Origin of the sequence: Streptomyces sp. NPDC090106 (assembly GCF_044747265.1) — a bacterium.
Classification (GTDB): domain Bacteria; phylum Actinomycetota; class Actinomycetes; order Streptomycetales; family Streptomycetaceae; genus Streptomyces.
The window spans coordinates 135,392-152,683 of record NZ_JBIVDS010000018.1 but is presented as its reverse complement, the minus strand read 5'-3'; the positions used below and the strand labels follow the sequence as shown (position 1 = coordinate 152,683).

Here is a 17,292-nt window from a genome sequence, read left to right as displayed (position 1 = left end):
GACGCCGGGCGGTGACGGAGAATGGGGGCATGGCGGGTTCGGGCGAACGGGCGAGGCACTGGCGGTACGCCGAGCTGCCCGGCGTCGATCTGCTGCGCGCCCGGTACATCCGCAAGAACTTCGTCCGGCACACCCACGAGAATTTCGTGATCGCCGCCATCGCGGACGGCGTGGAGGTCTTCCACTACCGGGGGGCCGACCGCTACGCGGGGGCCGGCGCCCTCGCCCTGGTCAACCCCGACACCCCGCACACCGGACGGGCCGGGGTGCCCGAGGGCTGGCGGTACGGCGCCGTGTACCCCTCGCCCGAGGTGGTCGCCGAGATCGCCGCCGAGACCACGACCCTGCGCGGGGCCCCCGGATTCGTCCGGCCCGTCGTGGACGACCCGTACAGCGTCGGGCTCGTGCACCAGATCCTGCGGGCCGCCGACGAGGGCAACGCGCTCGCCGCCGACACCCTGCTCCGGGTCGCCGTCACCCGGCTCCTGAGGCTCAACGGCGGGACGCTGCCGCAGCGCGAGGTGCACACCGCCGGTGCGCGGATCGCCGCACGCGCGCGTGCCGTGCTGGAGGAGCGCATGACCGAGCCGCCCACCCTGGAGCGGCTCGCCGCCGACTTCGGGACCAGCCCCTTCGCCCTGCTCCGGGCCTTCCGCGACACCTACGGAATGCCCCCGCACGCCTGGCTGACCGACGCGCGCGTGCGCCGCGCCCGGCATCTCCTGGACGCGGGCACCACCCCGGCCGAGGCCGCCGTGGCCGTCGGGTTCACCGACCAGCCGCACCTGAACCGGCACTTCACCCGTATCGTCGGCGTGCCTCCGGGGTCCTACCAGCGCGAACACGGGAACGCACCCGGGCGCAAGAACGTACAAGACGCCGCACCGGAGCTCCTCGTACCGTCCGAGGCGTGGCAGAACAGACAGCAGCAGCACAGACACACGTCGACGGGGTCGACGGGGCGGACCGGCCTGACGCCGCCGTCGTACGGGACGCCCTCGGCGTAGGGGTCGCCGTGGGACTCTCCGGGTTCGCCTTCGGGGTGACCTCGGCGGGCAGCGGGCTCACCGTGCTCCAGACCTGCGCGCTCAGCCTGCTGGTGTTCACCGGGGCGTCCCAGTTCGCGCTCGTGGGGGCGCTCGCCGCCGGCGGGAACCCGTTCACCGCCGCCGCCGGAGCGTTCTTCCTCGGGGTGCGCAACGCGTTCTACGGGCTGCGGCTGTCGCAGCTGCTGGCCCTCCCGCGCGCGGTGCGGCCGTTCGCCGCCCAGTGGGTCATCGACGAGACCACCGCCGTCGCGCTGGCCCAGCCCACGCGGCGCAGCGTGCGCATCGGGTTCACCGTCACCGGGCTCAGCCTGTACCTGCTGTGGAACCTCACCACCCTGCTCGGCGCCCTCGGGGCCGAGGCCATCGGCGACACCGACACCTGGGGCCTGGACGCCGCCGGACCGGCCGTCTTCCTGGCGCTGCTCGCGCCCATGCTGCGGACCGCCACCGAGCGGGCCGTCGCCGCCCTCGCCGTGCTCCTGGGCCTCGGCCTGCTGCCCGTGCTGCCCGCAGGGGTGCCGGTGCTGGTGGCCGCGCTCGCGGCGCCCGCCGTGCTGTGGGCCGAGGGCCGTCGCAAGGGGGACGCGTGAACGTCTGGATCGCGATCGGCGTGACCGCGCTCGGCTGCTACGTCGTCAAGCTCGTGGGGCTGCTCGTCCCCGCCGGAGCCCTGGAGAGGCCGCTCGTGCGGCGGCTGGCCGCGCTGCTGCCGGTGGCCCTGCTCGCCGCCCTCACCGCCCAGCAGACCTTCGCCGACGGGCGCGAGCTGGTCCTGGACGCCCGGCTCGCCGGGGTCGCCGCCGCCGCGGTGGCACTGCTGCTGCGGGCGCCCTTCCTGCTCGTCGTCGCCGCGGCCGTGCTGGTGACCGCGGGGGTCCGCGCGCTCGGCGGATGAATCGGCCTGCGGATGATCAGCCGACCTGGCGGCCGTACCTCCGCAGGACGCGCAGCGCCTCGATCGTCACCATGGGGCGCGCCTCCAGAGAAGTGCTCGGCGCCCACTGCCGCCACCGGACGGGCCAGCCGCCGTCCTCCTGCTGGGCGGCGGCCAGGAAGTCCAGCGAGGCGTTCATCTCCGCGTCCGTGAACCACGCGCGCGCGAGCGAGTCGGGCGTGCGCGCGTAGTCGTACGGGAAGTGGTGCTCGCCGGGCGCGTAGCCCGGTGCGACCGGGAAGGCGTCCGGGCGCTCAGGGTCCAGGACGGCGAGGCGCTGCTCGCGCACCAGGCGGCCCAGCCGGTCGGCGGCGGCTTCCGCGCGCGGGCGGTCCGGAGCGGCGTCCAGGAAGGCGACGGCGGCCTGCACCTCGTAGGGGTGCGACCGGCGCAGGGCGTCGACGGCCTGCCAGCAGAAGTCGGTGGCCCGGAACAGCCAGGCGTGCCACACCTCGTTGCGGTGCAGCAGACCGACCACCGGCCCGGTCACGAGGAGTTCGCTCGGCGGGTCGTCGACGACCGGCATGAACGGGGCCGTCGGATAGCCGCGCTGGCTGGGACACACCGCGGGAAGGGCGCCGTCCGCGGTGGAGACCGACGTCAGATAACGGCACACGCGTTCCACCCGCTGACCGCCGCAGCGTCCGATGGCGTCCAGGACGCGCAGCGCGTGGCCGACGTGCAGGGGCTGGCTGACCGGGCCGCGCAGATCGGGTTCCAGGGCGTGGCCGTACCCGCCGTCCTCGTTGCGGTACGCGTCCAGCGCGGTCTCCACCGGGTCGCCGCTCCCGTTCAGGAAGTGATGCGCGAACAGGCGCTGTTCCAGCACACGCGCGGTGAGCCAGACGAACTGCTCGGCGCGGAAGAGCGGGGAGTGCGCCGGGGGCGTCGGGGGGAGTGGGGAAGCTCCTGTTTCGGCCATGCGTCAGACCGTAGGGCGGAAAGCGGTCTCGGCAAGTGGTCCGGGCCGAGGCCCACTCTCAGGGGCGGGATACTGGAGGCATGCGGTTGACGGTCTTCTGGCAGCGGATGGCGGATCACTTCGGACAGGGGTACGCCGACACGTTCGCGCGCGACCACGTCATGGCGGAGCTCGGCGGGCGGACGGTGCAGGCGGCGCTGGACGCGGGCTGGGACGCCAAGGACGTGTGGCGCGTGGTGTGCACGGTCATGAACGTGCCGCAAGAGATGCGTTGACCCGTCGTGAACGGGGCCCTGAATCGGGCCCGGTCGGTCATGAACGTGCCACAAGAGGGGCGCTGACCGGTCACGAAGATCGCAGGGGGGCAGCGGAGTGTCACAGGCGTGGGCGAGACTTGGTCCGTGGCACCCACTGACGAGACCGGCGAGTTCACCCAGCAGGCATCCCCGTTCGGCACGACGCCGCCCACCCGGCCCCCGGCCGACGGCGCCGCCGGACCGGGCGCGCGCATGCCGCGCTGGCTGCCGCGCGCGGTGGTGCTGGCGCTCGGGCTCTACGCCGCCTTCCAGTTGGGCACCTGGGCCTTCCACCAGCTCACCGGGCTGCTGATCAACATCCTCATCGCGTTCTTCCTGGCCCTGGCCATCGAACCCGCGGTGAGCTGGATGGCCTCGCGCGGGCTGCGCCGCGGGCTCGGCACCTTCCTCGTCTTCCTGGCTGTGATGATCGCCTCAGCGGGCTTCGTGATCCTGCTGGGGTCCATGCTCGCGGGCCAGATCATCAAGATCGTCGAGGACTTCCCCGAGTACATCGACTCGGTCATCAACTGGATCAACACCCACTTCCAGACCGATCTGAAGCGGATCGACGTCCAGGAGGGGCTGCTCAAGTCCGACTGGCTGCGCAACTACGTCCAGAACAGCGCCACCGGCGTCCTGGACCTGTCCGCCCAGGTCCTCGGCGGGCTCTTCCAGCTGCTGACGATCACGCTGTTCTCGTTCTACTTCGCGGCCGACGGCCCGCGCCTGCGCCGCGCGCTGTGCTCCGTGCTGCCGCCCGCGCGCCAGGCCGAGGTGCTGCGCGCGTGGGAGATCGCCGTCGACAAGACCGGCGGCTATCTGTACTCCCGCGGTCTGATGGCGCTGATCTCCGGCATAGCCCACTACATCCTGCTCCAGGCGCTGGAAGTGCCCAACGCGCCCGTGCTCGCCGTCTGGGTCGGCCTCGTCTCGCAGTTCATCCCGACGATCGGCACCTACCTCGCGGGCGCCCTGCCCATGCTGATCGCGTTCACGGTCGACCCCTGGTACGCGCTGTGGGTGCTGGTCTTCGTCGTGATCTACCAGCAGTTCGAGAACTACGTCCTGCAGCCCAAGCTGACCTCGAAGACCGTCGACGTCCACCCCGCGGTCGCCTTCGGCTCGGTCATCGCCGGCACCGCCCTGCTCGGCGCGGTGGGGGCGCTGGTCGCCATCCCCGCGGTCGCCACGCTCCAGGCGTTCCTCGGCGCGTACGTGAAGCGGTACGCCGTCACCGACGACCCCAGGGTCCACGGCCACCGCCGCCGCCGTGGCGAGCCGGCCGGCCTCCTCACCCGCGCGCGCGACGCCTGGGCACGGCGACGGGGGGAAGAGGACCCGGGCGGCCCCACGGACCCGGGCGGCCCCACGGACCCGGGCGGCTCCATGGACCCGGCCGATCCCGTCGGTCCGGCCGACTCGGCTCGTCCTGCTGACGCCGCAGGCCTTAGCGGCTCCGCCCGTCCGAGCGGTTCCGCCGACTCGACGGACTCCACCCGCCCCTCGGACTCCACCGGTTCCTCGGACTCCACCGGTTCCCCGGACTCCGAGGGCGGCGCCTCTTCCTGAGGTTCTCCCGTGCCCAGTGCGTTCCGAGGGCGATCACGGCGATCGCCGACACCAGGACCGCGCCCAGCACCACGGTCACCCCGACCGCGATCACGATGATGACCCACCAGGTCCCGTCGGATCCGGATCCCATGCCCGTCAGCCCCGCCGCCGTGCCTGGCGGACCGGCCCGCGCGGACCGGAGTCCCGCCCGGGGGTCCGCGGCGCGCAGGACACCTCTTCGCGTGCGCCCGGCGCCCGGTCGGCGAGGACCGTCGCCGACCCGCCGAAGGTCGTCGGCGACGGCAGTGCGTCACTCATGAGCGAAGGGTACGTGTGCCGCGTGGTGCGCTTGACACAAAAATCGAACATCCATTCTTATGGGAGCTCCGGTGAGGCTTTCGGCGGGTGTTTCCGCACCTTTTCGGTGGAGAGATACCCGAGTTATCCACAGGCCGGGCGGGCGCCGAGGCGCATTGTCAGTGGCAGGCGTTAGCGTCTTTGACGTGAAGCGATCGACTCAAGCAAATCGGGTGGAACCCATGGCAGGAACCGACCGCGAGAAGGCGCTCGACGCCGCGCTCGCACAGATTGAACGGCAGTTCGGCAAGGGCGCTGTCATGCGCATGGGCGAGCGGCCGAACGAGCCCATCGAGGTCATCCCCACCGGGTCGACCGCGCTCGACGTCGCCCTCGGCGTCGGCGGCATCCCGCGTGGCCGTGTGGTGGAGGTGTACGGGCCGGAGTCCTCCGGCAAGACGACCCTCACGCTGCACGCGGTGGCCAACGCCCAGCGGGCCGGCGGCCAGGTGGCCTTCGTGGACGCGGAGCACGCCCTCGACCCCGAGTACGCGCGCAAGCTCGGCGTCGACGTCGACAACCTGATCCTCTCCCAGCCGGACAACGGCGAGCAGGCCCTGGAGATCGTGGACATGCTGGTCCGCTCCGGCGCCCTCGACCTCATCGTCATCGACTCCGTCGCCGCGCTCGTGCCGCGTGCGGAGATCGAGGGCGAGATGGGCGACAGCCACGTCGGCCTCCAGGCCCGTCTCATGAGCCAGGCCCTGCGGAAGATCACCAGCGCGCTCAACCAGTCCAAGACCACGGCGATCTTCATCAACCAGCTCCGCGAGAAGATCGGCGTCATGTTCGGCTCCCCGGAGACCACGACCGGTGGCCGGGCGCTGAAGTTCTACGCCTCGGTGCGCATGGACATCCGCCGTATCGAGACCCTGAAGGACGGCACCGACGCGGTCGGCAACCGCACCCGCGTCAAGGTCGTCAAGAACAAGGTCGCGCCGCCGTTCAAGCAGGCCGAGTTCGACATCCTCTACGGCCAGGGCATCTCCCGTGAGGGCGGCCTGATCGACATGGGCGTGGAGCACGGCTTCGTGCGCAAGGCCGGCGCCTGGTACACGTACGAGGGCGACCAGCTCGGCCAGGGCAAGGAGAACGCGCGCAACTTCCTGAAGGACAACCCCGACCTGGCCAACGAGATCGAGAAGAAGATCAAGGAGAAGCTGGGCGTCGGGGTCCGTCCCCAGGAGCCCACCGCCGAGCCCGGCGCCGACGCCTCGGCCACCGCCCCCGGTGACGACGCCGCGAAGACGGTCCCCGCACCGGCGGCGGCCAAGACGGCCAAGACCAAGGCCGCGGCGGCCAAGAGCTGATCCCCGGTGACACGGCGAACCGACTGGGCGGAGTACGACACCGCGTACGACCACGGGGGACACGGGGCCTCCGTGGAGTACGACGGTGCGTCATCGCCCGGCACGGACGGGGAGGTCCACGACCGGCCGCGAGGTGAGGGCGGTCCACGCAAGGGGCGTGGACGCCGTCGGCGCGGCTTCGGGGACTCCCCGTACGGCGACTCCCCGCGCGGCGATTCCGCGTACGGCGAGTCCCCGAACGACCCGCCCCCGTACGGTCGGTCTCCGGACGACGCGTCGTCCGGTGCGGACGGAGGCGCCTCTTCCTCGTCGAGGGCCGAGAAGGAGGGGCTTCCCAGGGACCCGGTCGAGCGGGCGCGGGCGATCTGCCTGCGCCTGCTGACCGGGACCCCGCGCACCCGCAAGCAGCTGGCGGACGCCCTCAGCAAGAAGGGCATCCCCGACGAGGCCGCCGAGGAGGTGCTGTCCCGGTTCGAGGAGGTCGGGCTGATCAACGACGGCGCGTTCGCGGACGCCTGGGTGGAGTCCCGGCATCACGGCCGGGGGCTCGCCCGCCGCGCCCTCGCCCAGGAGCTGCGGACCAAGGGCGTCGACTCCACGCTGATCGACGCGGCCGTCTCCCAGCTCGACTCCGAGCAGGAGGAGGAGACCGCCCGGGAGCTCGTCGACCGCAAGCTGCGCTCCACCCGCGGCCTCGACCGCGACAAGCGACTGCGCCGCCTCGCGGGCATGCTCGCCCGCAAGGGCTACCCCGAGGGCATGGCCCTGAGAGTGGTCCGGCAGGCGCTGGAGGAGGAAGGCGAGGACACGGACTTTCTGGAGGACGGGGGCTACTGAGCGGGGCCGGAGCCAGGGCCGGGACCGAGGGCGTCCGGGCCCGGGGGTCCGGGCGGAGCCGTCACCGGCAGGCCCGCCGCCCGCCACGCCTGGAATCCGCCCACCAGATCCGTGGCCCTGCGCAGCCCCAGCCCGTGCAGCGAGGCCGCGGCCAGACTGGACGCGTACCCCTCGTTGCAGATCACCACGACCCGCAGATCATGGCCGGTGGCCTCGGGGACGCGATGGCTGCCCCAGGGGTCCAGGCGCCACTCCAGTTCGTTGCGCTCGACGACGAGGGCGCCGGGGATCAGACCGTCCTTCTCCCGCAGCGCGGCATAGCGGATGTCCACCAGCAGCGCCGCACCGCGCCGGGCGGCGTCGTACGCCTCCCGGGCCTCGGTCCGCGCGTAGCCGGAGCGCACCCGCTCCAGCAACTCGTCGATGCCGACCGGCTGTTCGTCCCCCGGGCCGCCCGTCACCGCGCCCCTCTCGCCGCCCGGCGCCGCGTCCGTCACTGCCAGTCCTCGGGCCGCTCCACGTGCTCCAGGCGCAGCACCTGACCGCTGCGGCTGTAGCGGCGGATCTGCGGCAGCGGCGGGTAGTAGGCGTGGACGGAGACGGCGTGCTCCTCGGCGGACTCGTTGAGCACCTCGTGCACATGGTGCTGCCCGAAGGAACGGCCCTTGCCCGACGGCAGCCGCCGCTCGCGGTCCACCCCGTCGCTGAGTTCGAGGGTCTTCCAGCCGTCCGCGGGCAGCCGGGCGGCCAGCGAGTTCTCCTTGAGCTCACCGGAGGCGGTGACGAAGGCGCCGACCGACTCGGCGTGGTCGTGCCAGCCGGTGCCGGTGCCGGGCGGCCAGCCGATCAGCCAGGCCTCACTGCCGCCGGGCCCTTCGAGACGCACCCAGGTACGGCCCTCGGGGTCGAGCGGGAGCGAGGAGATCAACTCGGCGTCCGCGGCGGTACGGCGGACGAAGTCGAGGAGCTCGGCCTGCGTCGGGCCGGAGACGGCGACGGAGGTGGCGGGGGAGGGGGAGACAGACACGGGTACCGTCCTGAAGAGCGTTCGCGGAATGCGCGCGTCAGCGGCCCGAGGACAGGGCACGGCACGCGCGGGAAAGTGGAGCGATGCGAATTCAGCAGGACGGCCGACACATGCAGCCCGCATAGCGGACGAGGTCCACATGGACCTTCCGCCACAGGTGCACACAGGTGTCGGTCATGATGCGGAGTACAGCAGCCGCGGCGGGGGCCGGTCAACTCGCAGTCACTATGTGGAACGCACGGTTGTACGAGCTCGACCAGGCCCCCACCAGGGCTTCAGCGGGACCCTGCCCCCGCTCCGGTCCCGGCTCCCGTCTCCGCGCCGGAGCCCTCCGCCGGCCCCGTCGTCGCCCCGGCCGCCGCGGGACCGCCCAGCGTGGCTTCCGCCGCCGCGTACAGATCGGCCGGCCGCACCCCGTTCAGCGCGGTCACCAGATGGCCGTCGGGCCGTACGAGAAGCACCGTGTGCGCGGGGGCGCCGGGGTAGCTCTCGGCGACCAGGAGCTCGGCCGGGTGCGGCAGCGCCGTCACCGCGGCGGCCAGCCGGGGCATCAGTCCCGCGCCCACCCAGTGCCTGCGCTCCCACACGCCGGTGCCCGGCGCGACCAGCACCACGAGCAGCGCCCCGTGCCCGAGGCGGTCCCGCAGCCGTACGAAGGCGCCGTCCTCGGCGGTGACCCGCACGTCGGCGACCGGGGCGCCCGGCGGCGTGTCCACGGCCACCTCCGCCTCCAGATGGAGCGGCGCGAGCGGGGAACCGGTGTACGCCCCCGGCGCGCCGAGCGGGCCCTGTCCCAGGTGACCGTCGGTCAGGAGCGCGTCGTTGCCGCGGCCCGAGCCGGGGACGTAGGCGCGCAGTCCGCCGCCCCCGCGCAGCAGCGGCAGCGCCTGGTCGGCGGCGCGCAGCCGGGCGGCGACGACCGCGCGCCGCTCGGCCTGGTAGCTGTCGAGCAGCGCCTCGTGCGGCCCGTGGTGCCAGGCCAGGGCCAGCTTCCAGGCGAGGTTGTCGGCGTCCCTGAGCCCCTCGTCGAGGCCCTGTGTGCCGAGCGCGCCGAGCAGATGCGCCGCGTCCCCGGCGAGGAGGACCCGCCCGACCCGCCAGCGCCGCGCGAGCCGGTGATGGACGGTGTGCACGCCGGTGTCGAGCAGCTCGTACGGCGGGGTCGGTCCGCCCGTCCAGCCGGCGAGGGTCTCGCGGACGCGGGAGACCAGCAGCTCCGGGGTGACGAGGTCCTTGCCGGGCGGCAGCAGCCAGTCCAGGCGCCACACCCCGTCCGGCAGCGGGCGGCCGGAGATCTCGCCCGCGGAGGGCCCCGACATCCGCCACGGAGGCATCCGGTGCAGCAACGCCTCGTCCTCCCAGGGGAGTTCCGTGCGCAGCGTGGCGACCGCGTGGCGCTCCACCGCCGTACGGCCGGGGAAGCGGATGTCGAGGAGCTTGCGGACCGTCGAGCGCGGGCCGTCGCAGCCGACCAGGTAGCTGCCGCGCCACCAGGTGCCCTTGGCGCCGCGGGTGTGGGCGGTGACGCCCGAGGGTTCCTGCTCGACGGAGTCCAGGCGGCTGTCGACGCAGAGTCTGACGAGCCGTTCGCCGGCGACCGCGTCGCGCAGCGCGCCGGTGAGCACGTGCTGGGCGATGTGCACGGGCCCGCCGTCGTCGAAGGCGACCTCGCGCATCACCTGCCTGCGCCGCATCGACCGCCATCCGGCCCAGCGGACCCCGGCCTCGTCGAGGGGGACGCCGCTCAGCCGTTCCATCAGCGCGGCGGTGTCCTCGCGCAGCACGGCCGTGCGCGCGAAGCGGGGTTCGTCCTTGCCGGGACCCTCGTCCAGGACGACGGAAGGCACCTCCTGGCGGGCCAGCGCGAGGGCGAGCGTGAGCCCGACAGGCCCCGCTCCGACGATGATCACCGGGTCCACGGCACGGCTCCCGCTGCTCGTGGCGGCGTCCCGTGGGACGTATGTGAACAGGAGGTTGGAGCAGGGTGCACGATCACAGAACGTATGCAACCCATTGCCGGTGCTTGCGTCAAGTGACGGAGGCAGTGGCGGATCATGCCACTGCCTCCGTACCGTTCAGGACACTTGACCGATCGTCAGATCGTCAGGGTTGCTTCCCCGGGAAGGTCGGGCCGCTCGGGCCGCCGCCCTCGCCACCCGTCCCGAACGTGCCGCCCACGCCCGCCGGGTTCAGCTCCTCCATGTCGTCGGCGCCGAGCACCGCGCCCGTGCTGCGCTTGCTGCGCCGGAGCCGCTGCTCCAGCCAGCTCGCGAAGCTCGTGAGGATGAAGTTCACGACGATGAAGATGATCGCGACGACGATGAAGCTCGGGATGACGTTGGCGTAGTTCGCCGCCAGCGTCTGGCGCGCGGTCAGCAGTTCGGCGAAGCCGAGCATCACGCCGCCCAGCGCGGTGTCCTTCACGATGACCACGAGCTGGCTGACGATGGCCGGCAGCATCACGGTGACCGCCTGCGGCAGCAGGATGCTGGTCATCGTCTGGCCCTTGCGCAGACCGATCGCCTTCGCGGCCTCCGTCTGGCCCTTGGGCAGGGCGAGGATGCCGGCGCGGACGACCTCGGCCAGCACGGACGCGTTGTAGAGCACCAGGCCGGTGATGACGGCGTACAGCGGGCGCTGCTCGCTGCTGACGTCCGTGGAGCGGACGTAGATCTCGTTGGCGAACAGCATCAGCAGCAGGACCGGGATGGACCGGAAGAACTCGACCACCGTGCCGGCCGTGCCGCGCACCCAGCGGTGGTCGGAGAGCCGGGCGATACCGAAGACGGCGCCCAGCGGCAGCGCGATCACCATGGCGATCGCGGCGGCCTTCAGGGTGTTGCCGAGGCCGGGCAGCAGATAGGTGGTCCACGCCTGACCGGTGGTGAACGGCTCCCACAGGTCCCATTCCAGCTGGTTCTTGTCGTCCATCTTCTGCCAGACGAACCAGACCAGCAGGATCATCAGGAGGACGAAGACCACCGACAACAGGACGTTGCGCCGTTTGGCCCGGGGGCCCGGGGTGTCGTACAGGACCGAGCTCATCGCTTCACCGCCAGTCGCTTGCTCAGCCAGCCGAGGATCAGACCGGTCGGCAGGGTCAGGACCACGAACCCGAACGCGAAGACCGCGCCGATGAGGAGGGTCTGGGCCTCGTTCTCGATCATGCTCTTCATCAGCAGGGCTGCCTCGGCCACGCCGATCGACGCCGCCACCGTGGTGTTCTTGGTCAGCGCGATCAGGACGTTGGCCAGGGGGCCGATGACCGCGCGGAAGGCCTGCGGCAGCACGATCAGCCGCAGGGTCTGGCTGAAGTTCAGTCCGATCGCCCGGGCCGCCTCGGCCTGGCCCATCGGCACCGTGTTGATGCCGGAGCGCAGCGCCTCACAGACGAAGGCCGCCGTGTAGCCGGTCAGGCCGAGCACCGCGAGGCGGAAGCCCTGGACGTCGAAGTCGTCGGGGGCTCCCATCGTCACGCCGAACACGTCGGCGAGACCGAGGGAACAGAAGACGATGATCACGGTCAGCGGAATGTTCCGCACGATGTTGACGTAGACGGCGCCGAACCCGCGCATCAGCGGGACCGGACTGACCCTCATCCCGGCCAGCAGGGTGCCCCAGACCAGGGAGCCCAGAGCGGAGAGGGCGGTGAGCTTCACCGTCATCCAGAACGCCCCTAGGACGTCGTAACCTTCTAGAAAGTCGAACACGATCTCCCGCGCTTCCGGGTGTGTGGTCTTGAGGACAGGGCTCGGCGCGCCGCCGCCGTGATCGCGACGGGCGGCGGCGCGCCGGGGTTTCCGTGGGTGGGGACGGGCCCCGTGGACCCTGCGTTACGAGACGATCACGCCGATCTTCGGGGCGGGCTCGTTCTTGTAGTCGGCGGGGCCGAAGTTGTCCTTCACCGCGGTGTCCCAGGCGCCGTCGCTGACCATCTTCTCGAGGGCCTTGTTGATCTTGTCCGTGGTGGCGGTGTCGCCCTTCTTGACACCGATGCCGTAGTTCTCGTTGCTCAGCTTGAGGCCGGCGAGCTTGAACTGACCCTTGTACTTGTCCTGCGCGGCGAAGCCCGCGAGGATCGAGTCGTCCGTGGTCACGGCGTCGACGGCGCCGTTCTGCAGGGCGGCGATGCACTCCGAGTAGCCGGAGTACTGCTTCAGCTGGGCCTTCGGCGCGATGTCCTTCTGGACGTTCTGCGCGGAGGTCGAGCCGGTCACCGAACACAGCTTCTTGCCGTTGAGGTCGGTGCCCTCGGCGATGGAGGAGTCGGCCTTGACGAGCAGGTCCTGGTGGGCCAGCAGGTACGGGCCGGCGAAGTCGACCTTCTGCTTGCGCTCGTCGTTGATCGAGTAGGTGGCCACGATGAACTTCACGTCGCCGCGGGCCAGCGCGTTCTCACGGTCGGCACTCTTGGTCTCGACGAACTCGATCTTGTCGGCGTCGTAGCCCAGCTGCTTGGCCACGTACGTCGCCACGTCCACGTCGAAGCCGGAGAAGGAACCGTCGGGCTCCTTGAGGCCGAGACCGGGCTGGTCGTACTTGATGCCGACCTTGATCTTGCCGCCCCCGCCGGAGCCGGAGCCGGAGTCGGAGTCGCTGTCGCTGTCTCCGCCGCAGGCGGTCGCGGTCAGCGAGAGCACGAGCGCAGCGGCGGCCGCGGCGGTGACCTTGCGGAGCTTCATGGTGAACATCCTTTGTGTGGTGAAGGGTTCCAAGCCGTCGTGCGGGTGACAGCGGTGCGAAACGGGCGCCTCGGGTCGTGACGGCCCTGGTGCGGGCCGCACGCCTCAGTGGTGCAGGATCTTGGAGAGGAAGTCCTTGGCACGGTCGCTGCGCGGAGCGCTGAAGAACTGGTCGGGCACAGCTTCCTCGACGATCCGGCCGTCAGCCATGAAGACCACCCGGTTGGCGGCCGAACGGGCGAAGCCCATCTCATGGGTGACGACGATCATGGTCATGCCGTCGCGGGCGAGCTGCTGCATGACCTCCAGGACCTCGTTGATCATCTCGGGGTCGAGAGCCGAGGTCGGCTCGTCGAAGAGCATGACCTTGGGGTCCATCGCCAGGGCCCGGGCGATGGCGACGCGTTGCTGCTGGCCGCCGGAGAGCTGCGCCGGGTACTTCTCGGCCTGGGTGCCCACGCCGACCCGGTCGAGCAGAGAACGCGCCTTCTCCTCGGCCGCCTTCTTGTCCGCCTTGCGGACCTTGATCTGTCCGAGCATCACGTTCTCGAGCACGGTCTTGTGCGCGAAGAGATTGAACGACTGGAACACCATCCCGACGTCCGAGCGGAGCCGGGCCAGCTCCTTGCCCTCGGCGGGCAGTGCCTTGCCGTCGATGGTGATGTCGCCGGAGTCGATCGTCTCCAGGCGGTTGATGGTGCGGCACAGCGTGGATTTACCGGACCCGGAGGGCCCGATCACCACGACGACCTCACCACGTGCGATCGTCAGATCGATGTCCTGGAGAACATGCAACGCGCCGAAATGCTTGTTGACGCTCTTCAGGACGACCAGTTCGCCGCCGGGGGCCGCGTCTTCCTTGGTCGCCGTTACTTCGGTCATCGCTTTTCGGCTCCGTCCTCCTCGGTTTCGCAGGACAGTAGTGACCCGGTGCGACCTGCGTCATTAACTTTGAGGGAGATCTGAGCATCACGATCCGATAGCAATCGGACACGTGTCGTAGCAGTTACGGGCGAGGTCCGTATCGGCCGGATAACGGAAGCCGGGCGCAACCGGAACCAGCTTGACGCCGTCCTCTTCCATCAGCGTCACTGCAACGTGCACGCGCGCGCGTGCACGCGCTTTTGTACACAACTCGATCGTACGGCCGATCAACCGAAGGAGGCCCGGATGAGACTGCTCCTCGTGGAGGACGACAATCACGTCGCCGCCGCTCTGTCCGCGGTCCTGGCACGGCACGGGTTCGACGTGACGCACGCCCGCAGCGGGGAGGAAGCTCTCCAGGCACTCGTCCCGGAAGGCGCCGGCTTCGGGGTCGTCCTGCTCGACCTGGGGCTGCCGGACCAGGACGGCTACGAGGTCTGCGGGAAGATCCGCAAGCGCACCACCACCCCGGTGATCATGGTCACCGCCCGCTCCGACGTCCGCTCCCGCATCCACGGCCTGAACCTCGGCGCCGACGACTACGTGGTGAAGCCGTACGACACGGGGGAGCTGCTCGCCCGGATCCACGCCGTCAGCCGGCGCACCGTCCACGAGGACGCCCCCGGCGGCGCCGAGACCGCGCTGCTGCTCGGCCCGGTCCGCATCGAACTGCCCACCCGCCAGGTCACCGTGGACGGCACGGTCGTCCAGCTCACCCGCAAGGAGTTCGACCTGCTCGCCCTGCTGGCCCAGCGCCCCGGTGTGGTCTTCCGCCGGGAACAGATCATCAGCGAGGTCTGGCAGACCAGCTGGGAGGGGACCGGACGCACCCTGGAGGTCCATGTCGCCTCCCTGCGCGCCAAGCTGCGCATGCCGGCCCTCATCGAGACCGTACGCGGCGTCGGCTACCGGCTCGTCGCCCCCTCCGCGTAGAGGAACCGGGTGCGCACACGACTTCTCCCGCTGCTCATCGTCCTGATGGCGAGCGTGCTGCTGGCGCTGGGCGTCCCGCTCGCCGTGGGCGTGGCCTCGGCCCAGCAGCAGAAGGTGGTCGTCGACCGGATCGACGACACCGCGCACTTCGCCGCGCTCGCGCAGTACGTCACCGGTCCCGAGGACGAGCGGCTCACCACGCTCTCCAGCGAACTGGAGAGCTACTACGAGGTCTACGGCATCCGCGTCGGCGTCTTCTACCGCAACGAGGACCTGATGGCCAACGCGCCGGCCACCTGGCTGCTGCCGTCCACCGGCGCGATGCGGGACGCGTTCGAGGAGGCCCGGCTGAGCCGGCGCAGCGAGGACCCGCCCCAGGTCTTCCCCTGGCAGCGAGGGCGGCTCGTCGTCGCCTCCCCGGTCATCCGGGACGGTGACGTCGTCGCGGTGGTCGTCACCGACTCCCCGACGGGCGAGATGCGGTCCCGCATCCTGCACGGCTGGCTGATCATCGGCGCGGGCCTGATGGCGGCGATGCTGGTCGCCGTCGGCGCGGCGCTGCGGCTCACCGGCTGGGTGCTGCGGCCCGTGCGGATCCTGGACGCCACCACCCACGCGATCACCAGCGGCCGGCTCAAGTCACGCGTCGCGGCGGCCGGCGGACCGCCCGAACTCCAGCGTCTGGCCCGGTCGTTCAACGAGATGGCGGACAACATGGAGGACGTGCTGGAACAGCAGCGCGCCTTCGTCGCCGACGCCTCCCACCAGCTGCGCAACCCGCTCGCCGCGCTGCTGCTCCGCATCGAGCTGCTCGCCTTCGAACTGCCCCCGGGCAACAAGGAGATCGCCTCCGTCCAGACCGAGGGCAAGCGCCTCGCCCAGGTCCTCGACGACCTGCTCGACCTCGCCCTCGCCGAGCACACCGAGGCCGATCTGCGCATCACCGACATCGGCGCGCTGGCCGCCGAGCGGGTCGCCGCCTGGGCGCCGTCCGCCGAGGCCAAGGGCGTGACCCTGGCCGGGGAGTGCCCGCCCACCACCGGCTGGGCCGACCCGGTCGCCCTGTCCAGCGCGCTGGACGCGGTCATCGACAACGCGGTCAAGTTCACGCCCGCGGGCGAGCGCGTCGAGGTGACCGTCTCCTCCGACGGCGAGCGCGCCACCGTCGTCGTCGCCGACCGCGGCCCCGGTCTCACCGACGAGGAACTTGCGCGGGTCGGCGACCGCTTCTGGCGCAGTGGCCGCCATCAGAACATCAAGGGCTCCGGCCTCGGCCTGTCCATCTCCCGGGCCCTGCTCCAGGCGGGCGACGGCCGGATCTCCTACGCCCGCCACGAGCCGCACGGCGGCCTGGAGGTGACCGTGACGGTGCCCAGGAGCAGCACCGCCACCTGAGCCGCGTACGGCCGTCAGGGCTTGACCGAGCGGTAGTAGCGCCGGGCCCCGTCGTGGAGCTGGAGCGGGGCCGTGTAGATGGCCGTGCGCAGGTCCACGAGCTGGGCGGAGTGCACGTCGGCGCCGATGCTGTCGCGGCTGCGGATCACCGTCCGGGTCAGCCACTGGGTGAGCCGGTCGTCCACGTTCTCGCGGGTGATCAGCAGGTTGGAGACGGCGATGGTCGGGACCGCCGCGCCCGGGTGCATGCCCTCGTAGGCCGACTCCGGGATGTTGGTGGCGCGGTAGTAGCGGGTGGCGCCGCCCTGCGCGTGCACCTTGGCGACCAGGTCGGTGTCGATGGGGACGAACTTGAAGGACGTGGCGAGGTTCTTCAGCCCGTTCGTGGGCAGGCCGCCCGACCAGAAGAACGCGTCGAACCGGGTGCCGAGCTGGTCGGCCGCGTCGATGCCGTACGCCTCGGGCGTGATGTCCTCGGCCGGGTCGATGCCGGCCGCCTCCAGGACCTCGTTGGCGATCAGCCGGACGCCGGACTGGGGGAGCCCTATCGAGACCCGCTTGCCCTTCAGGTCCTGGACGGAGTCGATGTCCGAGTTCGGCGGGACGACGAGCTGCACGTAGTCGTCGTACAGGCGGGCCACCCCGCGCAGGCGCGCCGCCTCGGCGGGGTGGTCGAGGGTGTACGAATCGACGGCGTCGGCCGTGGCGATGGCGAAGTCGGCCTCGCCGGAGGCCACGCGCGCGATGTTCTGCTGCGATCCGGCGCTGGTCCTCAGCCGTACCTGGAGATCGGGCATGTCCTTGGCGAACGCGATGCTCAGCAGGTCGCCGTACTCCTGGTACACGCCGCCGGGGGAGCCCGTGCTGAACTTGATCGTCCCGCTCGGCGGGGCCTCGCTCAGCGGGAGCAGCCACCACAGCAGCAGCCCGAACGCGACGAAGCCGGCGGCGGCGCCCTGAAGGGCCCGGCTCCGGCTGATGCCGTAAGGGAACGACCTGGACATGCGCGCGATCCTGCCAGGCGGGGCGCCGTGCTGACCAGGGCCGGGGTCACAGCGCCGGTTGCCCTGCT

At 71.4% G+C, this 17,292-nt stretch carries 20 protein-coding genes; 9 read left to right on the top strand and 11 right to left on the bottom strand.

Annotated features, from left to right (window positions below; all coding sequences use genetic code 11):
* Window positions 1-29 precede the first annotated feature (29 nt).
* From ACIPSE_RS41520 to ACIPSE_RS41510, 3 genes are read left to right on the top strand one after another with little or no spacing between them, the layout of a single operon-like run.
* On the top strand, window positions 30-1,007 hold the full coding sequence (locus tag ACIPSE_RS41520; RefSeq protein WP_401673900.1) for an AraC family transcriptional regulator: 978 nt from the start codon (window positions 30-32) through the stop codon (window positions 1,005-1,007).
* Complete coding sequence (locus tag ACIPSE_RS41515) at window positions 911-1,639, top strand: AzlC family ABC transporter permease (protein ID WP_401673898.1); 729 nt, start codon at window positions 911-913, stop codon at window positions 1,637-1,639. The genes ACIPSE_RS41520 and ACIPSE_RS41515 overlap by 97 nt, the downstream gene beginning before the upstream one ends.
* Window positions 1,636-1,944, top strand: a complete 309-nt coding sequence (locus ACIPSE_RS41510) for an AzlD domain-containing protein (RefSeq protein WP_401673895.1) — start codon at window positions 1,636-1,638, stop codon at window positions 1,942-1,944. The genes ACIPSE_RS41515 and ACIPSE_RS41510 overlap by 4 nt, the downstream gene beginning before the upstream one ends.
* Before the next feature lie 16 nt (window positions 1,945-1,960).
* Here the strand turns inward: ACIPSE_RS41510 and ACIPSE_RS41505 are convergent, their stop codons facing one another.
* On the bottom strand, window positions 1,961-2,905 hold the full coding sequence (locus ACIPSE_RS41505) for a hypothetical protein (RefSeq protein ID WP_401673892.1): 945 nt from the start codon (window positions 2,903-2,905) through the stop codon (window positions 1,961-1,963).
* A gap of 80 nt (window positions 2,906-2,985) precedes the next feature.
* On the opposite strand from ACIPSE_RS41505, the gene ACIPSE_RS41500 reads away from it, so the two are divergent.
* Window positions 2,986-3,180 (top strand): DUF3046 domain-containing protein, encoded by a 195-nt coding sequence (locus tag ACIPSE_RS41500; RefSeq protein ID WP_401673890.1) that lies wholly within the window; start codon window positions 2,986-2,988, stop codon window positions 3,178-3,180.
* A 126-nt stretch (window positions 3,181-3,306) separates the two neighbouring features.
* Window positions 3,307-4,773: an AI-2E family transporter gene (locus ACIPSE_RS41495; protein ID WP_401673887.1), complete on the top strand. Its 1,467-nt coding sequence runs from the start codon at window positions 3,307-3,309 to the stop codon at window positions 4,771-4,773.
* A 138-nt stretch (window positions 4,774-4,911) separates the two neighbouring features.
* Here ACIPSE_RS41495 and ACIPSE_RS41490 read toward each other — a convergent pair whose 3' ends face one another.
* Entirely contained in the window at window positions 4,912-5,073 is a 162-nt protein-coding gene (locus ACIPSE_RS41490) for a hypothetical protein (protein WP_401673885.1), read from the bottom strand.
* Between the two features lie 221 nt (window positions 5,074-5,294).
* Here ACIPSE_RS41490 and recA point away from each other — a divergent pair, with 221 nt between their 5' ends.
* Window positions 5,295-6,422 carry a recombinase RecA gene (gene recA, locus ACIPSE_RS41485; protein WP_401673882.1) on the top strand — a complete coding sequence of 376 codons (1,128 nt, stop codon included), beginning with the start codon at window positions 5,295-5,297 and terminating at the stop codon, window positions 6,420-6,422.
* A 6-nt stretch (window positions 6,423-6,428) separates the two neighbouring features.
* On the top strand, window positions 6,429-7,259 hold the full coding sequence (gene recX, locus ACIPSE_RS41480; protein ID WP_401673879.1) for a recombination regulator RecX: 831 nt from the start codon (window positions 6,429-6,431) through the stop codon (window positions 7,257-7,259).
* Here recX and ACIPSE_RS41475 read toward each other — a convergent pair.
* The 8 genes from ACIPSE_RS41475 to ACIPSE_RS41440 all read right to left on the bottom strand — a co-directional run bounded on the left by ACIPSE_RS41475 (window position 7,253) and on the right by ACIPSE_RS41440 (window position 13,850).
* Window positions 7,253-7,756 (bottom strand): rhodanese-like domain-containing protein, encoded by a 504-nt coding sequence (locus ACIPSE_RS41475; RefSeq protein WP_401673877.1) that lies wholly within the window; start codon window positions 7,754-7,756, stop codon window positions 7,253-7,255. The genes recX and ACIPSE_RS41475 overlap by 7 nt on opposite strands.
* Window positions 7,753-8,286, bottom strand: coding sequence for a cysteine dioxygenase (locus tag ACIPSE_RS41470; protein ID WP_401673875.1), 534 nt, complete (start codon window positions 8,284-8,286; stop codon window positions 7,753-7,755). Before ACIPSE_RS41470 ends, ACIPSE_RS41475 begins: the two co-directional genes overlap by 4 nt.
* Before the next feature lie 91 nt (window positions 8,287-8,377).
* The gene (locus ACIPSE_RS41465; protein ID WP_401673943.1) at window positions 8,378-8,464 is read right to left on the bottom strand and encodes a putative leader peptide; all 87 of its coding nucleotides are present in this window, start codon (window positions 8,462-8,464) and stop codon (window positions 8,378-8,380) included.
* Window positions 8,465-8,561: 97 nt separating this feature from the next.
* Window positions 8,562-10,205, bottom strand: a complete 1,644-nt coding sequence (locus ACIPSE_RS41460; protein ID WP_401673873.1) for an FAD-dependent monooxygenase — start codon at window positions 10,203-10,205, stop codon at window positions 8,562-8,564.
* A gap of 184 nt (window positions 10,206-10,389) precedes the next feature.
* The gene (locus ACIPSE_RS41455; protein ID WP_401673872.1) at window positions 10,390-11,331 is read right to left on the bottom strand and encodes an amino acid ABC transporter permease; all 942 of its coding nucleotides are present in this window, start codon (window positions 11,329-11,331) and stop codon (window positions 10,390-10,392) included.
* Window positions 11,328-11,996, bottom strand: a complete 669-nt coding sequence (locus tag ACIPSE_RS41450) for an amino acid ABC transporter permease (RefSeq protein WP_401673870.1) — start codon at window positions 11,994-11,996, stop codon at window positions 11,328-11,330. The genes ACIPSE_RS41455 and ACIPSE_RS41450 overlap by 4 nt, the downstream gene beginning before the upstream one ends.
* Window positions 11,997-12,119: 123 nt before the next feature.
* Complete coding sequence (locus ACIPSE_RS41445; RefSeq protein ID WP_401673868.1) at window positions 12,120-12,968, bottom strand: glutamate ABC transporter substrate-binding protein; 849 nt, start codon at window positions 12,966-12,968, stop codon at window positions 12,120-12,122.
* Between the two features lie 105 nt (window positions 12,969-13,073).
* Window positions 13,074-13,850, bottom strand: coding sequence for an amino acid ABC transporter ATP-binding protein (locus tag ACIPSE_RS41440; protein ID WP_401673865.1), 777 nt, complete (start codon window positions 13,848-13,850; stop codon window positions 13,074-13,076).
* Window positions 13,851-14,138: 288 nt separating this feature from the next.
* Here ACIPSE_RS41440 and ACIPSE_RS41435 point away from each other — a divergent pair, with 288 nt between their 5' ends.
* Window positions 14,139-14,825, top strand: coding sequence for a response regulator transcription factor (locus ACIPSE_RS41435; protein WP_401673862.1), 687 nt, complete (start codon window positions 14,139-14,141; stop codon window positions 14,823-14,825).
* Window positions 14,826-14,834: 9 nt separating this feature from the next.
* Window positions 14,835-16,220 carry an ATP-binding protein gene (locus ACIPSE_RS41430; protein ID WP_401673859.1) on the top strand — a complete coding sequence of 462 codons (1,386 nt, stop codon included), beginning with the start codon at window positions 14,835-14,837 and terminating at the stop codon, window positions 16,218-16,220.
* Window positions 16,221-16,234: 14 nt separating this feature from the next.
* On the opposite strand, the gene ACIPSE_RS41425 is transcribed toward ACIPSE_RS41430, so the two are convergent.
* Complete coding sequence (locus ACIPSE_RS41425; RefSeq protein ID WP_401673857.1) at window positions 16,235-17,224, bottom strand: TAXI family TRAP transporter solute-binding subunit; 990 nt, start codon at window positions 17,222-17,224, stop codon at window positions 16,235-16,237.
* Window positions 17,225-17,292: the final 68 nt, after the last annotated feature.